The sequence below is a fragment of the Salinisphaera sp. PC39 genome (genome assembly GCF_040361335.1).
Lineage (GTDB): Bacteria > Pseudomonadota > Gammaproteobacteria > Nevskiales > Salinisphaeraceae > APNM01.
Genome location: NZ_APNM01000002.1, coordinates 251,429 through 268,964 on the forward strand (window position 1 = coordinate 251,429; position 17,536 = coordinate 268,964).

18 protein-coding genes are annotated in these 17,536 nt (G+C 70.1%); 6 read left to right on the forward strand and 12 right to left on the reverse strand.

The annotated features are described in order from the left end of the window. Positions 1-64: 64 nt before the first annotated feature. Positions 65-355 (forward strand): EF-hand domain-containing protein, encoded by a 291-nt coding sequence (locus PC39_RS03565; protein ID WP_353251986.1) that lies wholly within the window; start codon positions 65-67, stop codon positions 353-355. Positions 356-362: 7 nt separating this feature from the next. On the opposite strand, the gene aroG is transcribed toward PC39_RS03565, so the two are convergent. After that, on the reverse strand, positions 363-1,439 hold the full coding sequence (gene aroG / locus PC39_RS03570) for a 3-deoxy-7-phosphoheptulonate synthase AroG (RefSeq protein ID WP_353251987.1): 1,077 nt from the start codon (positions 1,437-1,439) through the stop codon (positions 363-365). 180 nt (positions 1,440-1,619) lie between these two features. Here aroG and PC39_RS03575 point away from each other — a divergent pair, with 180 nt between their 5' ends. After that, the gene (locus PC39_RS03575) at positions 1,620-3,764 is read left to right on the forward strand and encodes a dihydrolipoyl dehydrogenase family protein (RefSeq protein WP_353251988.1); all 2,145 of its coding nucleotides are present in this window, start codon (positions 1,620-1,622) and stop codon (positions 3,762-3,764) included. Positions 3,765-3,889: 125 nt separating this feature from the next. Here the strand turns inward: PC39_RS03575 and PC39_RS03580 are convergent, their stop codons facing one another. Next, positions 3,890-5,341 (reverse strand): hypothetical protein, encoded by a 1,452-nt coding sequence (locus PC39_RS03580; protein ID WP_353251989.1) that lies wholly within the window; start codon positions 5,339-5,341, stop codon positions 3,890-3,892. 50 nt (positions 5,342-5,391) lie between these two features. On the opposite strand from PC39_RS03580, the gene PC39_RS03585 reads away from it, so the two are divergent. Continuing rightward, positions 5,392-6,132, forward strand: a complete 741-nt coding sequence (locus PC39_RS03585; RefSeq protein ID WP_353251990.1) for a sulfite exporter TauE/SafE family protein — start codon at positions 5,392-5,394, stop codon at positions 6,130-6,132. Continuing rightward, a complete protein-coding gene (locus tag PC39_RS03590) occupies positions 6,129-6,554 on the forward strand; it encodes a PaaI family thioesterase (protein ID WP_353251991.1) in 426 nt (141 codons plus the stop codon). The genes PC39_RS03585 and PC39_RS03590 overlap by 4 nt, the downstream gene beginning before the upstream one ends. Positions 6,555-6,585: 31 nt before the next feature. On the opposite strand, the gene PC39_RS03595 is transcribed toward PC39_RS03590, so the two are convergent. The 9 genes from PC39_RS03595 to PC39_RS03635 all read right to left on the reverse strand — a co-directional run bounded on the left by PC39_RS03595 (position 6,586) and on the right by PC39_RS03635 (position 14,407). Next, positions 6,586-7,020 (reverse strand): MAPEG family protein, encoded by a 435-nt coding sequence (locus tag PC39_RS03595; RefSeq protein WP_353251992.1) that lies wholly within the window; start codon positions 7,018-7,020, stop codon positions 6,586-6,588. A gap of 51 nt (positions 7,021-7,071) precedes the next feature. After that, positions 7,072-7,722, reverse strand: a complete 651-nt coding sequence (locus PC39_RS03600; RefSeq protein WP_353251993.1) for a hypothetical protein — start codon at positions 7,720-7,722, stop codon at positions 7,072-7,074. Positions 7,723-7,777: 55 nt separating this feature from the next. Then, the gene (locus PC39_RS03605) at positions 7,778-8,032 is read right to left on the reverse strand and encodes a DUF167 domain-containing protein (RefSeq protein WP_353252045.1); all 255 of its coding nucleotides are present in this window, start codon (positions 8,030-8,032) and stop codon (positions 7,778-7,780) included. Further along, on the reverse strand, positions 8,026-8,508 hold the full coding sequence (locus tag PC39_RS03610; RefSeq protein ID WP_353251994.1) for a putative molybdenum carrier protein: 483 nt from the start codon (positions 8,506-8,508) through the stop codon (positions 8,026-8,028). The genes PC39_RS03605 and PC39_RS03610 overlap by 7 nt, the downstream gene beginning before the upstream one ends. Further along, the gene (locus PC39_RS03615) at positions 8,505-9,290 is read right to left on the reverse strand and encodes an SGNH/GDSL hydrolase family protein (RefSeq protein ID WP_353251995.1); all 786 of its coding nucleotides are present in this window, start codon (positions 9,288-9,290) and stop codon (positions 8,505-8,507) included. Before PC39_RS03615 ends, PC39_RS03610 begins: the two co-directional genes overlap by 4 nt. Next, positions 9,266-9,511, reverse strand: coding sequence for a GlsB/YeaQ/YmgE family stress response membrane protein (locus tag PC39_RS03620; protein WP_353251996.1), 246 nt, complete (start codon positions 9,509-9,511; stop codon positions 9,266-9,268). Before PC39_RS03620 ends, PC39_RS03615 begins: the two co-directional genes overlap by 25 nt. Before the next feature lie 12 nt (positions 9,512-9,523). Then, positions 9,524-10,219: a sterol desaturase family protein gene (locus PC39_RS03625; RefSeq protein ID WP_353251997.1), complete on the reverse strand. Its 696-nt coding sequence runs from the start codon at positions 10,217-10,219 to the stop codon at positions 9,524-9,526. Between the two features lie 181 nt (positions 10,220-10,400). Next, the gene (locus PC39_RS03630) at positions 10,401-12,824 is read right to left on the reverse strand and encodes a YbcC family protein (RefSeq protein WP_353251998.1); all 2,424 of its coding nucleotides are present in this window, start codon (positions 12,822-12,824) and stop codon (positions 10,401-10,403) included. Between the two features lie 20 nt (positions 12,825-12,844). After that, on the reverse strand, positions 12,845-14,407 hold the full coding sequence (locus PC39_RS03635; RefSeq protein ID WP_353251999.1) for a proton-conducting transporter transmembrane domain-containing protein: 1,563 nt from the start codon (positions 14,405-14,407) through the stop codon (positions 12,845-12,847). Positions 14,408-14,509: 102 nt separating this feature from the next. On the opposite strand from PC39_RS03635, the gene PC39_RS03640 reads away from it, so the two are divergent. Beyond that, positions 14,510-15,403 carry a LysR family transcriptional regulator gene (locus tag PC39_RS03640; RefSeq protein WP_353252000.1) on the forward strand — a complete coding sequence of 298 codons (894 nt, stop codon included), beginning with the start codon at positions 14,510-14,512 and terminating at the stop codon, positions 15,401-15,403. Positions 15,404-15,445: 42 nt separating this feature from the next. Here PC39_RS03640 and PC39_RS03645 read toward each other — a convergent pair whose 3' ends face one another. Beyond that, complete coding sequence (locus PC39_RS03645; RefSeq protein WP_353252001.1) at positions 15,446-15,799, reverse strand: YkvA family protein; 354 nt, start codon at positions 15,797-15,799, stop codon at positions 15,446-15,448. Between the two features lie 106 nt (positions 15,800-15,905). Between PC39_RS03645 and PC39_RS03650 the strand changes: the two genes are divergently transcribed. After that, entirely contained in the window at positions 15,906-17,438 is a 1,533-nt protein-coding gene (locus PC39_RS03650; RefSeq protein WP_353252002.1) for a flavin-containing monooxygenase, read from the forward strand. The last annotated feature ends 98 nt before the right edge of the window (positions 17,439-17,536 follow it).

A 17,536-nucleotide genomic window follows, 5' to 3' on the forward strand; every position in this document is an offset into this window, starting at 1 on the left:
TCGATACCATGGGGACAGGGGACCAGACCCGTGCCGCATCGACGACGGGCACGAGGAGGCAGAGATGAGGCGTCCAACCATGGTCCGCGATACGATCGCGGGTATCGGCGCCGTCGCGGCGACACTGGTTGCCGCGCCCGCCGCCGGCGCTCCGCCGGCGCTCGATTTCAAGCAAGTCGATATCAACGACGACGGTCGTATCGCGCCGTTCGAGGCACGGCGGGCGGGGTTCTCCGACAGCCGGTTCGAGAGGCTGGACACCGATGGCGACGGCGTCATCAGCCGTCTCGAATGGCGGGCGGACGTGCGCGTCCCCGCGGACGGCGATCCGTCCGCGGATCCGTCCCGGATCTGAGCCGGTATCAGGAGGCTTCGGCCGAGGTCAGCTCGCGGCGTTGGGCCACCGCCTCGGCGAAATCCTCCAGCAGCGGCGCGGTGTCTTCCCACGACAGGCAGGCATCGGTGATGCTCTGGCCGTAGGTCAGCGGCTGGCCGGGGGCCAGCTTCTGGTTGCCCTCGACCAGGTGCGATTCGATCATCACGCCGAAGATGGCCTCGCTGCCGGCGGCCACCTGGCCGGCGACGTCGCGGCCCACCTCGAGCTGCTTCTTGTGCTGCTTGCGGCTGTTGGCGTGCGACAGGTCGATCATCAACCGGCCCGGCAGGCCGGCCTGCTCCAGCAGCGCCACGGCGGCGGCCACCGAATCGCTGTCGTAGTTCGGGCCGTTGCTGCCGCCGCGCAGGATCACGTGGCTGTCGTCGTTGCCCGCGGTGGTGAAGATGGCCGAGTGGCCGTCCTTGGTCAGCGACAGGAAATGGTGCGGGTGGTGCGCGGCGCCGACCGCGTCCACCGCGATCTTGATCGAGCCGCCGGTGCCGTTCTTGAAGCCCACGGGGCAGGACAGGCCGGAGGCCAGCTCGCGGTGGCCCTGGCTCTCCGTGGTGCGGGCGCCGATCGCGCCCCAGGCGACCAGGTCGGCCAGGTACTGCGGCGTGATCAGGTCCAGGAATTCCACGCCCGCGGGGATGCCCTCGTCGGCGAGGTCCAGCAGCAGCTTGCGGGCCAGGCGCACGCCCTTGTTGATGTGGAAGGAGTCGTCCAGGTCGGGATCGTTGATCAGGCCCTTCCAGCCGACCGTGGTGCGCGGCTTCTCGAAGTAGACGCGCATCACCACCAGCAGCCGGTCGGACAGCCGCTCGCGGATATCCGCCAGCTTGCGGGCGTAGTCGCGGGCGGCGTCCACGTCATGGATCGAGCAGGGCCCCACGACCACCAGCAGCCGGTCGTCGCGACCGTGCAGGATGTCCTGGATCTCGCGGCGCGTGCGGTACACGGTCTCGGCGGCCCGCTCGCTGATCGGCAGCTCCTCGAGCAGGGCGCTCGGGGCCACCAGTTCCTTGATCCCCTTGATGCGCAGATTGTCGGTTTCGTACATCATTTCCGCCCGTCCCAACGGGCCTCGGCAAAAGCGCAATGCTAGCAGAAATGGGTCCGTCCCATCTGCCGCCGGTGCAATGGCGGGCGCAGGCAACCGGTCGTCTACGGCGGGCGTAGACAGGGGATCGGGATCGGCGGCGCGGGGCGGTCGCCCCCGCGACCGATCGGAGAAGGAGCAAGAGTGACGAAACGCATCCTATTGGCGATCGCGGTGGCCGCCGCAATCGGCATCTTCCTGCTGTCGGACCCCGGCAGCCGTCTCGGTCCGGCCTGCGCCGACGGCCTGCTGTCGCTGGATTGCTTCGCCGCCCAGCGCGATGCCGTGGAGGCCTTCCGGCAGGCCCATCCGGTGGCCCTGGCGGCGGCGTTCTTCGCGGGTTACGTGGCGGTCACGGCCTTGTCCATCCCCGGAGCGGCGGCCATGACCCTGGTGGCCGGGGCGTTGTTCGGGCTGGGCGCGGGCACGTTGCTGGTGTCCTTCGCCTCCAGCATCGGGGCGACGCTGGCCTTCCTGGTGGCGCGCTTCCTGCTGCGCGATGTCGTGCAGCGGCGTTTCGGGCGTCGGCTGGCCGCGGTCAACCGCGGCGTCGAGCGCGACGGGGCGTACTATCTGTTCGCCCTGCGGCTGGTGCCGGTGTTCCCGTTCTTCGTGATCAACCTGGCGATGGCGCTCACGCCCATCCGTGCCGGCACTTTTTACCTGGTGAGTCAGATCGGGATGCTGCCGGGCACCCTGGTGTACGTGAACGCCGGTACCCAGCTCGGCCAGGTGTCCGCCGCCGGCGACATCCTGTCGCCCTCGCTGATCGGCGCGTTCGTGCTGCTGGGACTGTTTCCGCTGCTGGCGCGCAAGACGCTGCGTCTGTTCGAGCGGCGCAAGGCCCTGCGCGGCCACAAGCGCCCGCGGCGCTTCGACCGCAACCTGATCGTGATCGGCGCCGGCTCGGCCGGACTCGTGGCGGCCTACATCGCCGCCGCGGTCAAGGCGCGGGTGACCCTGATCGAGCGCGATCGCATGGGCGGGGACTGCCTCAATACCGGCTGCGTGCCCTCCAAGGCCCTGTTGCGTACGGCGAAGTTCCTGTCGCATGTGCGCCGCCATCGCGACTTCGGGGTGCGGACGGCGGAGGCCGAGTTCGATTTCGCCGACGTGATGGCGCGCGTGCGCGGCGCGATCGACACGATCGCGCCGCACGACTCGATCGAACGCTACGAGGGTCTGGGCGTGGAGTGCCGCACCGGCCATGCCCGCGTGGTCGATCCCTGGACCGTCGAGGTCAACGGCGAGCGCCTCACCGCGCGCGCCATCGTGCTCGCCACCGGGGCCGAGCCGCTGGTGCCCTCCATTCCGGGCCTGGCGGATACCGACTACCTGACCTCGGACAATCTCTGGGACCTGCGCGAGTTGCCGGAGCGGCTGGTGGTGCTCGGCGGCGGGCCGATCGGCTGCGAGATGGCCCAGGCCTTCGCCAATCTCGGCTCGCGGGTCGTGCAGGTGGAGATGGCGGACCGCCTGATGGGCGCCGAGGATCCGGACATCGCGGCCCTCGTCCGCGAGCGTCTGGCGGCGGACGGTGTCGAGGTGCGCACCGGCCACGAGGCCGTGCGGGTGGACCCCGAACGCCGGGTGCTGGTCTGCGACCGCGGCGGCGAGACCGTGGAGATCGACTTCGATCGCCTGCTGGTGGCCGTCGGCCGGGCCGCCCGCCTGGAAGGCTTCGGCCTGGAAGCGCTGGGCATCGACACCGATCGCGCCATCGGCGTCGACGACTTCCTGCAGACCTCCGTGCCCACCATCTATGCCTGCGGCGATGCCATCGCGCCGTACCAGTTCACCCACACGGCGGCGCACGAGGCCTGGTTCGCCGCGGTCAACGGCCTGTTCGGCAGCTTCAAGCGCTTCCGGGTGGATTACTCGGTGATCCCCTGGGCCACGTTCACCGATCCCGAGGTGGCCACGGTCGGACTCAACGAGACCCGTGCCCGGGCCGAGGGCATCGATTACGAGGTCACCCGCTACGACATCGCCGACCTCGACCGCGCCATCGCCGAGGACGAGGCCCGCGGCGTGGTGAAGGTGCTCACGGTCCCCGGCAAGGACCGCATCCTGGGCGCCACGGTGGTGGGGACGCACGCCGGCGAGACCATCGCCGAGTTCGTGCTGGCGATGAAGCACGGCCTCGGCCTGAACAAGCTCCTGGGCACCATCCACGTTTATCCCACCTACGCCGAGGCCGCCAAGTTCGCCGCCGGCGAATGGAAGCGGCAACACGCACCCGCCTGGGCCCTGCGCCTGCTGGCCCGCTTCCACGCTTGGCGGCTTTGATCGTTACTGCGCGGGTGTTTTTCAACTGGGGATTGAACCACAGAGGCACAGAGGACACAGAGAAAACCAATTTGTGTATCGGCCCTCTGTGCCCTCTGTGCCTCTGTGGTTAGAGTCTTGTTTTCTCAGAAAAAACGCGTGACGGTCACGGCGAGGTAGTCGTCGTCGCGGAAGCCGTATAGGGGGTCGGTCACCGGTATGTCGAAGAAGAAACGGCCGGTCAGGGCCGCGCGGTAGCTGCCGAGGAAGCGACGGCTGGCCTCCAGGTTGGCGAACAGGGCGCCGGTCTCCAGGTCGCGCACGGCGCCCGCCAGGATCTCGCTGCCGGCGAGGTCGTTGAAGGCCAGCCGTCCGCCGAGGAACAGGTCGTCCTGGAGGATGGCGGCGTTCTGGGTCTCGTCCACGGCCACCTGGAACGCGCGGGCCTCGCGGATCGAGTCGAAACGCAGGGTGTCGGATTCGGCCAGGCGCGCGGCGGCCTCCGCCACGGCGCGATCCAGGCGGCCGCGCTCGTCATAGAGATATTCCGCCAGCAGGCCCAGGTCGTAGCCGCTGCCGAACAGGTCGTAGAGGGTGTATTCGAGACCGACGCCCGCGGCGGTGAATTCGAACTCGCGGGCGCGGCGATGGATGGCCTCGGCCTTGAGCGACAGGGCGCCGCGCACGTACTGCAGGTCGATGCCCGCCTGGTCGATGCGGTCGTAGACCGGCGCGAAACGGGGGGCGTCGACGGTCACGTCCACGCCCTCGATGAGTCGCGGCAGCCAGGGCGGCAGGACGCCGGGATCGATGGCGCGGGCACGGTCGCAGCCCAGGGTGACCGGCGGTATCAGCGGCAGGCCGAACAGGGGGTTGAAGCGCACGCTGACGTCGCAGGCGTCGTAGATGGTATCGAAGCGCGGATCCCGGCCGGTGCCGTGGAACCACGACAGGCCCACGTCCAGCCGGCCGAAGCTGCCGAAGTAGCGCACCGCCGCGTCCAGGCCGTCGTCGTCGGTGCGCGCCGCGGCGGTGGAGACCGGGAGCAGGGGACGCGGACGCCCGTCCTCGGCCGGGAAGGTGCGCTCCCGGAAGACCGGCATCAGGTAGAAATCCACCGTTCCGACCGGGGCGAACCAGGCCAGGTTCACCATGGGCTGGCCGAGCTTGGCCTCGCCGGCGATGTCCTCGACGAAATCGGACTGGTTGATGGTGTCCACCAGGTGTGCGGATTCCAGCACGCCCCAGAATTCGCGCTGTACGCCCACCCGCCATTCGAAGTCGCGCGCGGTATAACGGTAGAAGGCCTCGCGCACGTCGGCGTGGGTGCGGCGGTCGTCATGGCGGTCGAGGCGTCCGAACAGGCGCAGGGTCACGCTCTGGTCGCGGTTGTCCCAGTCGGCATAGACCTCCGGGGCCAGGGCCAGCGAGCCGTAGTCCCGGTGCTGGGCCGGGTGCGGCGCGTCCTCCGGGAAATGCCGGTACTCGAGGCTGGCCTCCAGCGACAGGTCGAGCGCGGCCGCCGGCGTCACGACCGCGGCCAGGGCCAAGGGGAGCAGGCGGCGCAGTCCCTTGCGCGGGTTAATCCGGAACGACATCTTTCCCAGTTTACGCGCGAATGCCGGCATTTGGCATAGGATGTCACGCCATGATGGCCGTTATTCTCACTCTCGTCGCCCTGGCGGCCGCGACCCTTTCCGGCATGACCGGGCTGGGCGGGGGCACCGTCCTGATCGCGGCCCTGTACGCGGCCGGCCTGGCGCCGGCCGTGGCGGTGCCGCTGCATGCCGGGGTCCAGCTCGTGTCCAACGGCACGCGCACGCTGGCCTATCTGACCCATGTGGATTGGCGCGGGTTGGCGTTGTTCCTGGTCGGCGCGGCGCCGGCGCCCTTCCTGGTGGCGCCGTTGGTGGTACGCGCGGACGCCGACCTGCTGCGCCTGGTGATGGCGGGCTTCGTGGTGTTGGCGACCATGCCGGGGCTGATCCACCGCGCGCGCCTGGGCGGCGCCGCCGGTCTCGTCGCGGCGGGGGCGATCTCGGGTGGCGCGGGCATGGTCGTGGGCGCCACCGGGTTGCTGATCGCGCCGTTCTTCCTGCGCGAGGACTGGTCCAAGGAGACCGTGATCGCGAGCATGGCCGTGTGCCAGACCCTGGTGCACCTGCTCAAGATCGCGGCCTTCGCCTGGCAGGGGTTCGGCCTGCTCGGCGAACTCGACCTGCTCGTGCCGATGAGCGTGGCGGTGATCGCGGGGACACTGCTGGGACGGCGCATGGTGGGGCTGTTCGACGAGCGGTTGTTCCGCATCGTGTTCCGGATCGTGCTGCTGTCGCTGGCGGCGCGGCTGGCCTACGATGGCGTCACCGGTTTGTTGGGAGTGGGTGGATGAGTCTGATGACGGCGGCCGAGGTGCAGGCCGCGATCGAGCGCAACGTGGCCTCGGCCCTCGGGTTCGAGTTCGAAGTGACGGCGGTGACCGGGGACGGCGCCGAGGTGCGCGTGCCGTTCCGCGAGAACATGGTGCGCCTGGGCGATACCGTCTCGGGCCCGGTTCTCATGACGCTGGTGGATATCGCCCTGTACGCGGCCGTGGTCGGCCACGTGCCGGACGGCGAGTACGGCGTCACCAGCCATCTCAATATCGAGTTCCTGAACCGTCCGCCGCGCGCGGCGCTGGCCGCGCGCTGCCGCATTCTGCGCCGGGGCCGCCGGCAGATGACCTGCACCGTGTCGATCGAGAGCGAGAGCGACGGGCGCCTGGTGGCCCACGCCACCGGTGCCTACGCCCTGTTCGGGCCGCCGCCGGGCTAGGCCGCCCCGCATCCCCGCGGGGCGGGCGTCCTCAGATCACGGCCAGCAGGAGCAGGATCACGATCACCAGCAGCGCGATGTTGCCGACCTCGAAGGCGATCGTGCGCCACGGCTGCAGGGATAGCAGGTAGGTACCGGTGTGGGCGATGCGGGCGGCCGTGAACACGGTGAACAGCCACCACGCCAAGTCCTGCGAGGGGCCGGTCAGGGCATACAGGAAACCCGCCGCGAGGAAGGGCAGGATGTTCTCCAGGTCGTTCTGGTGGATGCGGCGCAGGCGCTCCACGAGCGGGTCGGTGTTCGGCTCGGCCTTGCCCACGAGGGCGTAATCCTCCTCGGTGATGTAGGCCTTGCGCACGATGCGCGTGACACCCGTGGCGGTGCCGGTAAGCCACATCTTGAGCACCAGCAGGGCGGCGCACACGGCGAATACCTGCATGGTGGGGTCGGTCATCAGTTGGGTCATGGTCTCTCCCTTCGTTATGCCGATGTTTTTGTCTGAGCTTGGTCTTCGTGGTCACCAGTCGGCCGCGGCCTCGCGCGCGGCCCGGTTCTCGGCGCGCGCGATCAACCCCGACTGGGTCAGGCTGACGCTGAAGCGGGCGCCGTCGGCCATGGGCAGGTAGGTGGCGCTACCGTAGCTGGCGTCGACCAGCGGCAGCCAGCTCGAATGGCGACGCGCCAGGGTCCAGACGTCCAGGCCGGGCTCGTCGGCGAGGTCGTGCGCGGTGCGCGGCCGGGAGGTCTCGTCGACGACGTCGGCGTAGCGGCCGCTGAGGCGTTCCAGGCGGTATTGCGCGTCCAGCCCCAGGAGATTGGCGGGGGCGCGCCATTTCAGCACGCGGGCGTCGAGCTGCCACTCGTCGCCGGCCAGTTCGTAGCGCCGGGTGGGCTTGCCGGGTTGTGCCAGCCGGGCCAGATAGCGGCCGTCGCCCCGATGCTCGAAGGTCACGGTCGCGACCGGCTGTTCGTAGGTCAGCCGGGCGTAGGTGTAGAGATTGAGCCCCGCGGCAATGAGCAGACCGCCCAGGGTCAGACAGCCGCCGCCCGCGCAGGCGCTGCGCGCCGCGGCCAGTGGGCGCCGCCGCCGGATACGCGCGCCCGACAGGCCGAGAAAGAACAGGCCTGCCGCCAGCAGAAGCGCGACGATCAGGATCGGATCGGGCATCACAGGCCCCGCACAAGCCGGCGGTCAGCATAACCGCCGGTCCGCGAATCACCAATCACAGGATACGCCTCAGGTCGTCCGGCGTGACGCCGTCGATCTCGACGGTCTTGCGGGGGGCGCCGGCACCCGACACCAGGTGCACATCGCGTTCGGGCACGCCCAGGCGCGCGGCGAGCAGCGCGATCACCGCGGCGTTGGCCTTGCCCTTCTCGGGCGGCGCGCTCACGCGGACCTTGAGGGCATCGCCGAGCCAGCCGGCGATCTCGTCTCGCCGGGCGCCCGGCACCACCTTGAGTTTGAGCTTCACGATGTCTCCCACGATTCAATCAGGACCGCGATCGTGTGCCGGGCGTAATCCGCCCCCGCCGGCCAGCCGCTGGCGCGCGGGCCGGCGACGTTGAGGCGCGTCACGCCGTGTCCGGCCACGAACCGCCGGGCCTCGCCGGCGGCCTCGTCCGGCGACAGGCGATCGGCGTCGACCAGCAGCACCGGACGCCCGTGGCGTTCGGCGAAGCGGCGCGTGAGTTCGGTGCCGCCGGTCGGCGGGCCGGGACACAGGATCAGGGTGGCGTCGGTGTCGCGCACATTGGCTTCGGTGCGCGCGGCATAGCCCGGATCGTCCAGCGTCGTCAGCGGGTATCGGGCCGGGATCGGGCCGTCCTCGGCGCGGCGGCCGGCGGGACAGGCGCCGCCGCAGGGCACGCCCGCCGCCAGGGCGGCATCGAGGGCACCGCGGTCGACACCGGTCTGGCCGCCGGAGACGATCTGCAGGGTCGGGCGGTTCATGCGGCGTCGGTATCGTGCGGGGCGATTTCCGGCGCCAGGGCCGCGGCGAGGATATCGGCCCAGCGCGCGTGGCCGGCGGGCGAGGGATGGAAACCGTCGGTGCAGAAGAAATCGGGCCCGCCGTCGCGCGGCACGGGCACGAAGCGGCAGCCGGCGGCGACGGCGGCATCGCGGGCGATGGCGTCGAGCAGGGCCGCGCGCAGCCCCAGCGCGCCGGCCAGGGGTTGGGGCAGGGCGGGGAAGCGATGCATCGGCGGTACGCCCGAGATGGCGATCGTCGCCGGTCGCAGCCGCGCGCGGATGTCATCGATCAGGCCGGCCAGCTCGCGGCGCCACGCGCGGGGCGGGGTGAGGCCCACGCTGTCGTTCACGCCCAGGGCCGCCACCACGATGCCGCCCGGTACCGGATCGAGGCCCGGCAGCAATTCGCGCCGGGTTCGCGCGGCGGTGACGCCGTCGCGGCCGCGGGCGCGCCAGTCGACGGCGCGCCCGGTGCGACGGGCGAGTGCCGCGGCCAGGCGGCCGGTTATCGCTTGTCCGTGGTCGGGGGCGCCCCAGCCGGCCACCGGCGATTCGCCGAGGGTGAGCAGCGACAGCGGTGGCGTCGCCCCCGCGACATGGCCTGTGGCCGCCCCCGCGGCGGGACCGACTCGGGGTGTCCGCCGGCGCACGCCGCGCCCCTGGAACCAGAGCACCGGTGCCAGGCCCAGCGACGCCGCCGCGGCACAGCGCAGCGCGAGCCCGGCGCCGGGCCGGGCTAGTTGAGTTGCCGGTAGCCCCACAGCAGGAGTAGCGCGCCGCCGGTCGCGATCACGATGCTGCCGAGGCTGAAGCCGGAGACTCCGCCGATGCCGAGGAGCGAGGCGATGAAGCCGCCGACCAGGGCGCCGGCGATGCCGATGAGAATGGTGACCAGAATACCGCCCGGATCTTTGCCGGGCATCAGCCACTTGGCCAGGGCGCCGGCGATCAGGCCGAGCACGATCCAGGAAATGATACCCATGTGCGCGTTCTCCTAGGGGTGGTCCGCGTCGTCGACGCCCAGTGTGCGGCAGGTTTCGGAGCGCGGCACGCTGCCGTGGTCCGGCCCGGTGCCCAGCGCCCGGTCGATCGGCGGCACGGTGAAGCTGTACCAATAGTTCTCGTTGCGGAAGTGGTGCATCCGATGGTTCCGGAATATCCGTCGCGCCATGCGGCTGCGGGGCTGGATGCGCGTGTGCACGATGTAGTGGGTCCACTCGTACAGGAGCGCGACGCTGAAGAGACCGGTCAGCACGCTGGCCGCCGGGCCGGGGGTGGGCAGCAGCGCGAAGGCCAGCGCCGCCAACGTCGGGATCGCCACCAGGTGGAGGTAGGGCGGCAGGAAGATCAGTTCCGGGATCCAGGGCTCGCGGTGGTGGGCGCGGTGCTTGCGCGCGAAGTCCAGGTCGACGCGCAGGCCGAGCAGCGTGAACGGCCGCAGGTGCAGTACGTAGCGGTGCAGGGTCCATTCCAGCAGCGGCCATACCAGCCAGGGTGCGGTCACGGCCAGCGCGTCGCCGGCGCCTAGGGCGCCCAGGTGGAGCCGGTACGCGAGCGCCGCCAGCAGGGCCGCCGCGAGGATCAGCGGGCTCGGATAGCGGAAGAACGCACGCACCGCGCCGCCCAGCGTGTCCGGGCTGTCGGCGGCGGCGAAGCCGTCGCCCCGCCGGGTGGGATGTGTCGCGGTCATACCTGATCCGGCCTCCTTCCTCGACGCGTCGGCCGACGCGTGTCCGTCCCGTGGTCCGCGGCCGTGGTCAGGCCGGCGATCGATTTCCTGGCCGGTCCGCTGGCGTCGGCGCGTGCAATGAACGGATCAATAAATCCTCGGAGCCGTCCGTGTCAAAACCGCGGGGCTGTCTGGCTTCGGATCACGAGGCACTCGCCGTCGCCAACGCCGGGCCGTCCCGCTCCTGTCCTTCCGTGGGTTCCCAGCGCAGGTTCCCGCAGTAGCGCCGGGTCAGCGAGCCGCCGTCATCCATGGCGATGAGGTGTAGCCAGCCGTTGTCGAACAAGGCGCGCACCTGCGGGTGTCGTGCCAGCACGTCGTTCATGGCGTCCGTGGGAGCCTCGATCACGACGGTCAGACGCAGCGGTTCGTGCACCAGCCGCTCGCCGTCGTGTACCGACTGCCAGGGCATCCCGACCCGCAGCGGGCCGTCGTTGCCCTCGAGTACCCCCATGCCGCCGACCACGTTGTGCAGCAGCTTGTTGCCGGCGCCGAATACCGTCGGCGCCACCACGGAACCGTAGTACTGCAGGCTGATCCAGCTCGCCACCACCACCGGTGCCGTCATGATCAGCTCCAGTACCTCGAAGCCCTCGTCCGCGCGCCAATCGTAGTTGTGCAGGAAGGTGCGGCCTTCGAGTTGCCGGTCGACCGTGCGGTGTCGCGGCGCGGCGATGAACGCCTTGCAGCCGGCCAGGCCCCACTCCGGGCGCACCTCGGCCCAGTCGCGGCTGCGCCGATGGATGTCGCGCGCCGTGCGCGCCCGCGGCAACCGGCGCGTCCGTTCGCCGCGCACGATCTCGCCGGCGGTCCGCAGCCAACGGCGCGCGGTGTCCAGGTCCGTCGCGTGCCCCGGCGCGGGACAGTCATCGTCGTACAGGGTGACCGTGTCCGTGGTGGTGTCGTGCAGCGCCCCCACGAACAGGGTGTCATCGGGAATCCGGATGCCGCGCTCGGCGAGACCGGTGCGCACTTCGGCGTCGTTGAGCAGCGCCGCCAACAAGCGGGCGTTGACGTCGCCGGCGTAGCCGCCGCAGGCGCCGCAATGCAGGGCACTGGCATGCGGATTGTTGACGACGTTCGCGCCGTGACCCGTCAGCACCACCAGCCGTGCAAAGCCGTCGGTCAACGACATTGCCCGGAGAATCGTCTCGGCGGTCGTCACGCGCTCGGCGGCCGGCAGCTCGGGATCGAGCTTCGGGGGCGGTTCGTGGTGGCCGTGGTCCGCCGGCCGCGCGAGCGCCCCGCGCAGCAGCTTGCCCACGTAGAGCGGTCCGGCGGCTTCGATGAAGGCGAACGAGGACACCGCGGCCAGCTTGAAGCGCCCCCAGGCGCGCACCGCCCTGGCGGCCAGGCGGGTCTTGCGGTCGGCCTCGGCGTACTCGGGGCCGCCGGCGCGGGTGTGCAGTTCGGGCTCCAGCAGCACCGGCAGCCGGGACTCGGTGACGTCCGACGCGAAGCGGCGATGTTCCAGGGGCAGGCCGAAGAAGCCGGCGAACCCCAGCGTCTCGATGCCGTCGTCGACGCTCTCCAGGGCGCGGCGGATGACCTCGGAGCGGACGTCGATGCAGAACGCCGCCTGCAGCGACGGACGCCCGCGGTCGTTCGCCGCCGGCGCGAGGAAGGTTGCCGCCAGCCGGCGTTGCTCGGCGCGTTCGGCCGCTTCCTGGAGGGTCGCGCTAGTCACCTGGTCGAGGTCGGGTGCCAGCGGCTCGGCGTGGGCGGCGCGTACGGAACGCCAGCGTTCGGCGACGGTTTCGGTGTGCTGGTCGTAGAGCGCCTGCTCCCAGATCAGCCGGATCGCCAGCAGGTCGACCACGCCGTCGTCGTGTTCGCCGGCGAGCTCGGCCTGCCACTGCAGGTGGCGCGCATACTGTGCCCAGCCGCCCAGGGTGGCGAGCAGCCGGTGGAAATAGGTCGGCAGTGCCGCCTCGTCGAGGCCGAGCGTCGCGACGCTCTCGATGATGGTTTCCTCCGCGGTGCGGGGGGCTTCCGCGACGCGGGCCGCGAAGCCGCGCACGCCGGCGATCTCGGGCGTCAGGTCGTAGATCGCGGTGGCCCGCCAGGCGGTGTACGGCGTTTTCTCCTGGGGCGCCGCCCACAGCGCCTGGCCGCGATCGAAGTAGCCGGCCGCCCACAGCCCGATGCGTTCCGCGATGAGCTCGGGGTAGTCCACGCCCGTGCCCTCGGCGGCCAGGTCGGCGATGGTGGGCAGTGCCGCCACCTCGGGATCGGGATCCGCGGCGGCGGCCTTGAGGGCGGCCACCGTCGGCGGGCGCGGCCGCGGCGCACGCGCCAGCGCAGCGGCGAGGTCCGCATCGCTGATGACGCCCGATTCGATACGCTCTCGGTACCACGCCCTGGGCATGGTGACGGGTGCCGCGGCGACGCGGGCCAAGCGCGCCGCGGCATGGGGCAGGTTCTCGCCGGTCTGCCCCAGAAACGGGTTGACGGCGACGGTCGCCTCCAGCGGCCAGGTCGGCGGGATGGCCCGCGCGGCTGCCTGCGCGGCGGCGAGCGCGGGGTGCTCCGCGGCAGCGCCGCCCGCCGGTTCGTGCTTGTGCATGCGGCTTCTCCTCGAGGCGTTCAATGATTTTCGCGGGCGGACCAGCGCCCGAGCGCGCGGTCGAACAGGGCGTTGACGTAAAGCCCGTTGGACAGATGCACGCGCAGGCCCGCCGACGCGGGGTGATAGGCCCACAGCGGGAACATGGCCTGGGCCACCGCCACCAGACCGAAGCTGACCACCGCCAGCACGATCAGTGCCCATTCCAGCGGCCCCGGCGCGGGCGTGACCGGGAGGGCGTCGGCGGTCAGCGTCGTCGCCATGGTCTGCAGCGAGAAATACGCGACCGACGCCGTCACCGAGTACAGCGCCGTCCGGTATGTCAGTGCCCGGGGCGCGGCGTCCGCCAGCCCCTGGGCCAGTAGATAGGCGACACCGAAGATGAGGATGGCGCCGAGCGCGATGGCCTGGGGCGACTTGTCCTCGAAGCCGATGGCGGCGCCCGTCAGGGCGTAGATCGCCAGCGCCAGGAGGAATGACTTGCCCACCGCGGCCATGCTGGGGATGGCGATGGGCCCGGGACGCCGGATGTCCGTCACGTGCTCGACGGTGTTGCCCGAGTAGAGGAAGGCGTGCGCCTTGTAAAGCGAGTGGGCGATGATGTGCAGCAGGGCCAGCGGGAACAGGGCCAGACCGCATTGCAGGATCATGAAACCCATCTGCGCCACGGTGGACCATGCCAGGGAGGTTTTGACCGCGGGCTGGGTGAGCATCACCAATCCGCCGAACAGCGCGGTCAGCCCCCCGACCATGACCAGCACGGCGAGCACCCCGGGCATCAGCAGCATGACGTCGGCAAAGCGGATGAGCAGAAAGCCCCCGGCATTGATCACCCCGGCGTGAAGGAGTGCCGAGACCGGCGTCGGTGTCTCCATCACCTCGGTGAGCCAGCCGTGGGTGGGGAACTGGGCGGACTTCAGCAATGCCGCCAATCCCAGCAGGCCCGCGGCGACGCAGGCGGCAAGCGGCGCCGTGCCGGCCCTGGCCGCCTCCAGGATGGCGGCGATGTCGCCGGTTCGGTAGCCGACCGCGAGCAGCAGGGCGGCGCCCAGCAGGGCTACGTCACCGGCGCGTGCGGTGGTCAGTTTCTTGCTGGCCGCGCGTTGCGCCGCCGGGCGTTCGGGATAGAACAGGAGCAGCCGGTAGAGGGCGTAGCTGGTGGCGGCCCAGGCCAGGACGAACGGCACCAGGTGTCCGGATTGCACCAGCAGCAGCACCATGGCCAGTGCCGTGCACAGCCAGCCGGTAAAGGCGCCCTGGCGCGGCTCGCCGTCCATGTAGGTGCGGGCGTAGCGCACCACCACCCAGCCCACGAAGGCCACGAGCAGCAGCATGGGAACGCTCACCGCGTCCACGCGTGTCGCCAGGTACACGTCGGCAATCCCGAGCGCCGGGCTGGTTCCCGGTCCCAGGGCGACCAGGACCGCCAGGGTCGCGATGGTCACTCCCAGGGCCGCGAGTGCGGCGGCCTCGGCCAGGCCCGTTGCCAGCCGCGGTCGTTGCCCCGGCGAGAGGAACGAGATCACGGCGGCGACGATCAGGATCGTGGGCGCGAGCAGCGGCAGCAGGTAAATGGCGAACATTGCCCGGGTCCGTCTCTAGGGGAATGGACACAATGTTACCCAGGTTTTAATATTTAAAAAAATCATTTTTTGAAATGTATCGTTCTTTTTTGTAGATGAATCATGAGCCGGCTCAACTACAATCACCTGCGGTATTTCTGGGCCGTCGCGCACGAAGCCAATCTGACGCGCGCGGCGGAGCACCTGAACCTGTCGCAGTCGGCGCTGTCGACCCAAATCCGCAAGCTGGAGGACCGACTCGGGCACGAACTGTTCGAGCGGCGCGGACGCAATCTGCACCTGACCGAGGCCGGACGGATCGCGTTGGACCATGCCAACGCCATCTTCGCGATCGGCGAGGAACTGGTCGGCACCCTGGAGGGGGCGGCGGCGCGCCGTCAGGTCTTGCGGGTGGGCGCGCTGGCGACGCTGTCGCGGAACTTCCAGATCGGTTTCCTGCGCCCGCTTCTGGGCCGTCCCGATGTCGAGGTGATCGTGCATTCGGGCGGCGCGGGCGAATTGCTGCAGGCGTTGCGGGCCCTGCGGCTCGATCTGGTGCTGGTGAACCAGGCGCCGGTACGCGACGCCGTCACCCCGTTCGTTTCGCATCGCATCGCCGAGCAGCAGGTGAGCCTGGTCTGCACGCCCAATCGCCTTCCCGGCGGGGAGCGGCCCGATCTGGCGGCGCTCCTGGCCACGCACCCGGTGGTCCTGCCGACGTCGCACAGCAGCATCCGCGTGGGTTTCGATGCGCTCCTGGACCGGCTGGAAGTGCGGCCGCAGGTTGCCGCCGAGGTCGACGATATGGCGATGATGCGTCTGCTGGCCCGTGCGGACGTCGGGTTGACCCTGGTGCCGCCGATCGTGATCAAGGACGAATTGTCCACCGGCGTGCTGGTCGAGGCCGCACAGATGCCGGGCCTGGCCGAGACGTTCTACGCGGTGACCATCACGCGCCGTTTCCCGAATCCGCTCGTTAGGGAACTGATCGAGGCCGGCACGCCGCCCGGCATCTGAGCCGGAGGCGGGCAGGCCCGAGCGCGCCGCGTTCGCGCCAGCCTATCCGAACCAGGCCCGCGCGCGTTCCCGGGCGCGGGCGCGCACACCGTCGTCGATATAGGCCGACAGTGTCGCGATGGCGGCGGTGAGGGCGGCCAGGTCGTCGGTGTAGCCGACGCCCGCCAGGAAATCGGGCACGGCGTCGGTGGGCAGGATGAAGTAGGCGAGGGCGCCGTAGGCGGTGCGGCGCGCCCAGGCGGGCGTGTCGGGCCGCTGCGCGGCGTAGTGGAGCTGCAACGCCCGTTCCACCACCTCGCGGCCGGCGCGCCCGGCCTGCCGCGCCAGCTTGCGCCAGAGGGCGGGCTCGTCGCCCGCCCGGTCCCCGGACGTCGGATAGTCGGCGTTGTCTCGCATACGCCGATTCTCGCATGCCTTCACAGCCCGCGGGCGCCTCTCGTATACTTGCGGGCAAATAAGTGACGCCTGTGTCATTTTTCGACCGGGCGGGAGGAGACCGTCCATGAGTGCCACCGTCGCCGCAGACACCCCAGCACGCGAGGTCGAGGTCGCGATCGTCGGCTCCGGCTTCGCCGGCTTGTGCATGGCCATCCGCCTGCGGAAGGCCGGTATCGACGATTTCGTGTTGTTCGAGAAGGCCGGCCGGGTGGGCGGCACTTGGCGCGACAACACGTATCCGGGGCTGGAATGCGACATCCCGGCGATGTTCTATTCCTTCTCGTTCGAGCCGAAGACCGACTGGTCGCGCAAGTACCCGCCGCAGCCCGAGATCCTGGCATACCTCGACCACTGCGCCGACAAGTACGGCGTGCGCCCGCACATCCGTTTCCATTGCGAGGTGAGCGAGGCCCGCTTCGACGAGGACGACGGTCGCTGGGATATCCGCACGGCGGACGGCGGCCGGGTGCGCGCCCGCGTTCTGGTCAGCGGCACCGGCCAGCTCAATCGCCCGTCGATCCCGGACCTACCGGGTATCGACCGCTTCCGGGGGCACAGCTTCCACTCCGCGCGCTGGGATCACGATCACGACCTGACCGGCAAGCGCGTGGCCGTGGTCGGCAACGCCGCCAGCGCGGTGCAGTTCATCCCCAGGATCGCGCCGCAGGTCGAACGCCTGACGGTGTTCGCGCGCAGCGCCCAATGGCTGATCCGCCAGAACGGCCGGCCCTATACCGCGTTCGAGAAGGGTCTGTTCACGCGTTTCCCGGTCATCGTGCGGATGCTGCGCGGCTGGCTCTGGCTCAAGCACGAGATGCGCTGGCCGGTGTTCGCGCGGGGCGATACCCGGCTCGGCCGCCTGTTCGAATGGCTCGCGGTGCGGGACATGCGCAAGCGGGTGCCCGATCCGGAGCTCCAGGCCAAGCTGATCCCGGACTATCCGGTGGGCTGTAAGCGCGTGCTGCTGTCCGACCACTATTACGAGGCCCTGCAGCGGGACAACGTGGAACTGGTCGACAGCCGGGTGAGCGAAGTGACGCCGAACGGCGTGGTCAGCGCGGACGGCCGCGAGCGCGAGGCCGACACCATCATCTACGCCACCGGTTTCAAGAGCACCGAGTTCCTGACGCCGATGACGGTCTACGGCAAGGGCGGCCGCAGCCTCAACGACGAGGAGTGGTCGTCCGGCGCGCATGCCTATCTGGGCGTGACGGTGCCCGGCTTCCCCAATTTCTTCATGCTGTACGGGCCGAACACCAACCTGGGCCACAACTCGATCGTGTTCATGATCGAGCGACAGGTCGGCTACGTCATGCAATGCCTGGAGGCCATGCACGAGCGCGGCCTCAAGGCCTTGAGCCTGCGCGAGGACGCCATGCGGCGCTGGCAGCGGGAGTGCCAGGCCAGCCTGGACACCACGGTCTGGGCGACCGGCTGCAATAGCTGGTACAAGACCGAGGACGGCAAGATCACCAACAACTGGCCTTACAGCACCATCACCTACTGGTGGCGCATGCGCCGGCCGGCACTGGCCGATTACCACCAGGTGCCCCTGGACGGCGACGACGATCTGTCGCCGACCGCCGCGGCGGCTTAGTGGTTGAATAATCCACAGATTTCACGGATTACACGGAAAGGCGGGGAAACAAGAAAAGTTCAGTGGATCTGCGTCCGTCTGCGGATAAAACAAATGCC

Coding starts and splice junctions, on each gene's coding strand:
- PC39_RS03645 (WP_353252001.1), bottom strand. CDS start 15,799: ATGCGAGACAACGCCGACTATCCGACGTCCGGGGACCGGGCGGGCGAC.
- PC39_RS03625 (WP_353251997.1), bottom strand. CDS start 10,219: ATGACCGCGACACATCCCACCCGGCGGGGCGACGGCTTCGCCGCCGCC.
- PC39_RS03580 (WP_353251989.1), bottom strand. CDS start 5,341: ATGTCGTTCCGGATTAACCCGCGCAAGGGACTGCGCCGCCTGCTCCCC.
- PC39_RS03635 (WP_353251999.1), bottom strand. CDS start 14,407: ATGTTCGCCATTTACCTGCTGCCGCTGCTCGCGCCCACGATCCTGATC.
- aroG (WP_353251987.1), bottom strand. CDS start 1,439: ATGATGTACGAAACCGACAATCTGCGCATCAAGGGGATCAAGGAACTG.
- PC39_RS03610 (WP_353251994.1), bottom strand. CDS start 8,508: ATGAACCGCCCGACCCTGCAGATCGTCTCCGGCGGCCAGACCGGTGTC.
- PC39_RS03590 (WP_353251991.1), top strand. CDS start 6,129: ATGAGTCTGATGACGGCGGCCGAGGTGCAGGCCGCGATCGAGCGCAAC.
- PC39_RS03595 (WP_353251992.1), bottom strand. CDS start 7,020: ATGACCCAACTGATGACCGACCCCACCATGCAGGTATTCGCCGTGTGC.
- PC39_RS03640 (WP_353252000.1), top strand. CDS start 14,510: ATGAGCCGGCTCAACTACAATCACCTGCGGTATTTCTGGGCCGTCGCG.
- PC39_RS03650 (WP_353252002.1), top strand. CDS start 15,906: ATGAGTGCCACCGTCGCCGCAGACACCCCAGCACGCGAGGTCGAGGTC.
- PC39_RS03620 (WP_353251996.1), bottom strand. CDS start 9,511: ATGGGTATCATTTCCTGGATCGTGCTCGGCCTGATCGCCGGCGCCCTG.
- PC39_RS03565 (WP_353251986.1), top strand. CDS start 65: ATGAGGCGTCCAACCATGGTCCGCGATACGATCGCGGGTATCGGCGCC.
- PC39_RS03630 (WP_353251998.1), bottom strand. CDS start 12,824: ATGCACAAGCACGAACCGGCGGGCGGCGCTGCCGCGGAGCACCCCGCG.
- PC39_RS03585 (WP_353251990.1), top strand. CDS start 5,392: ATGATGGCCGTTATTCTCACTCTCGTCGCCCTGGCGGCCGCGACCCTT.
- PC39_RS03600 (WP_353251993.1), bottom strand. CDS start 7,722: ATGCCCGATCCGATCCTGATCGTCGCGCTTCTGCTGGCGGCAGGCCTG.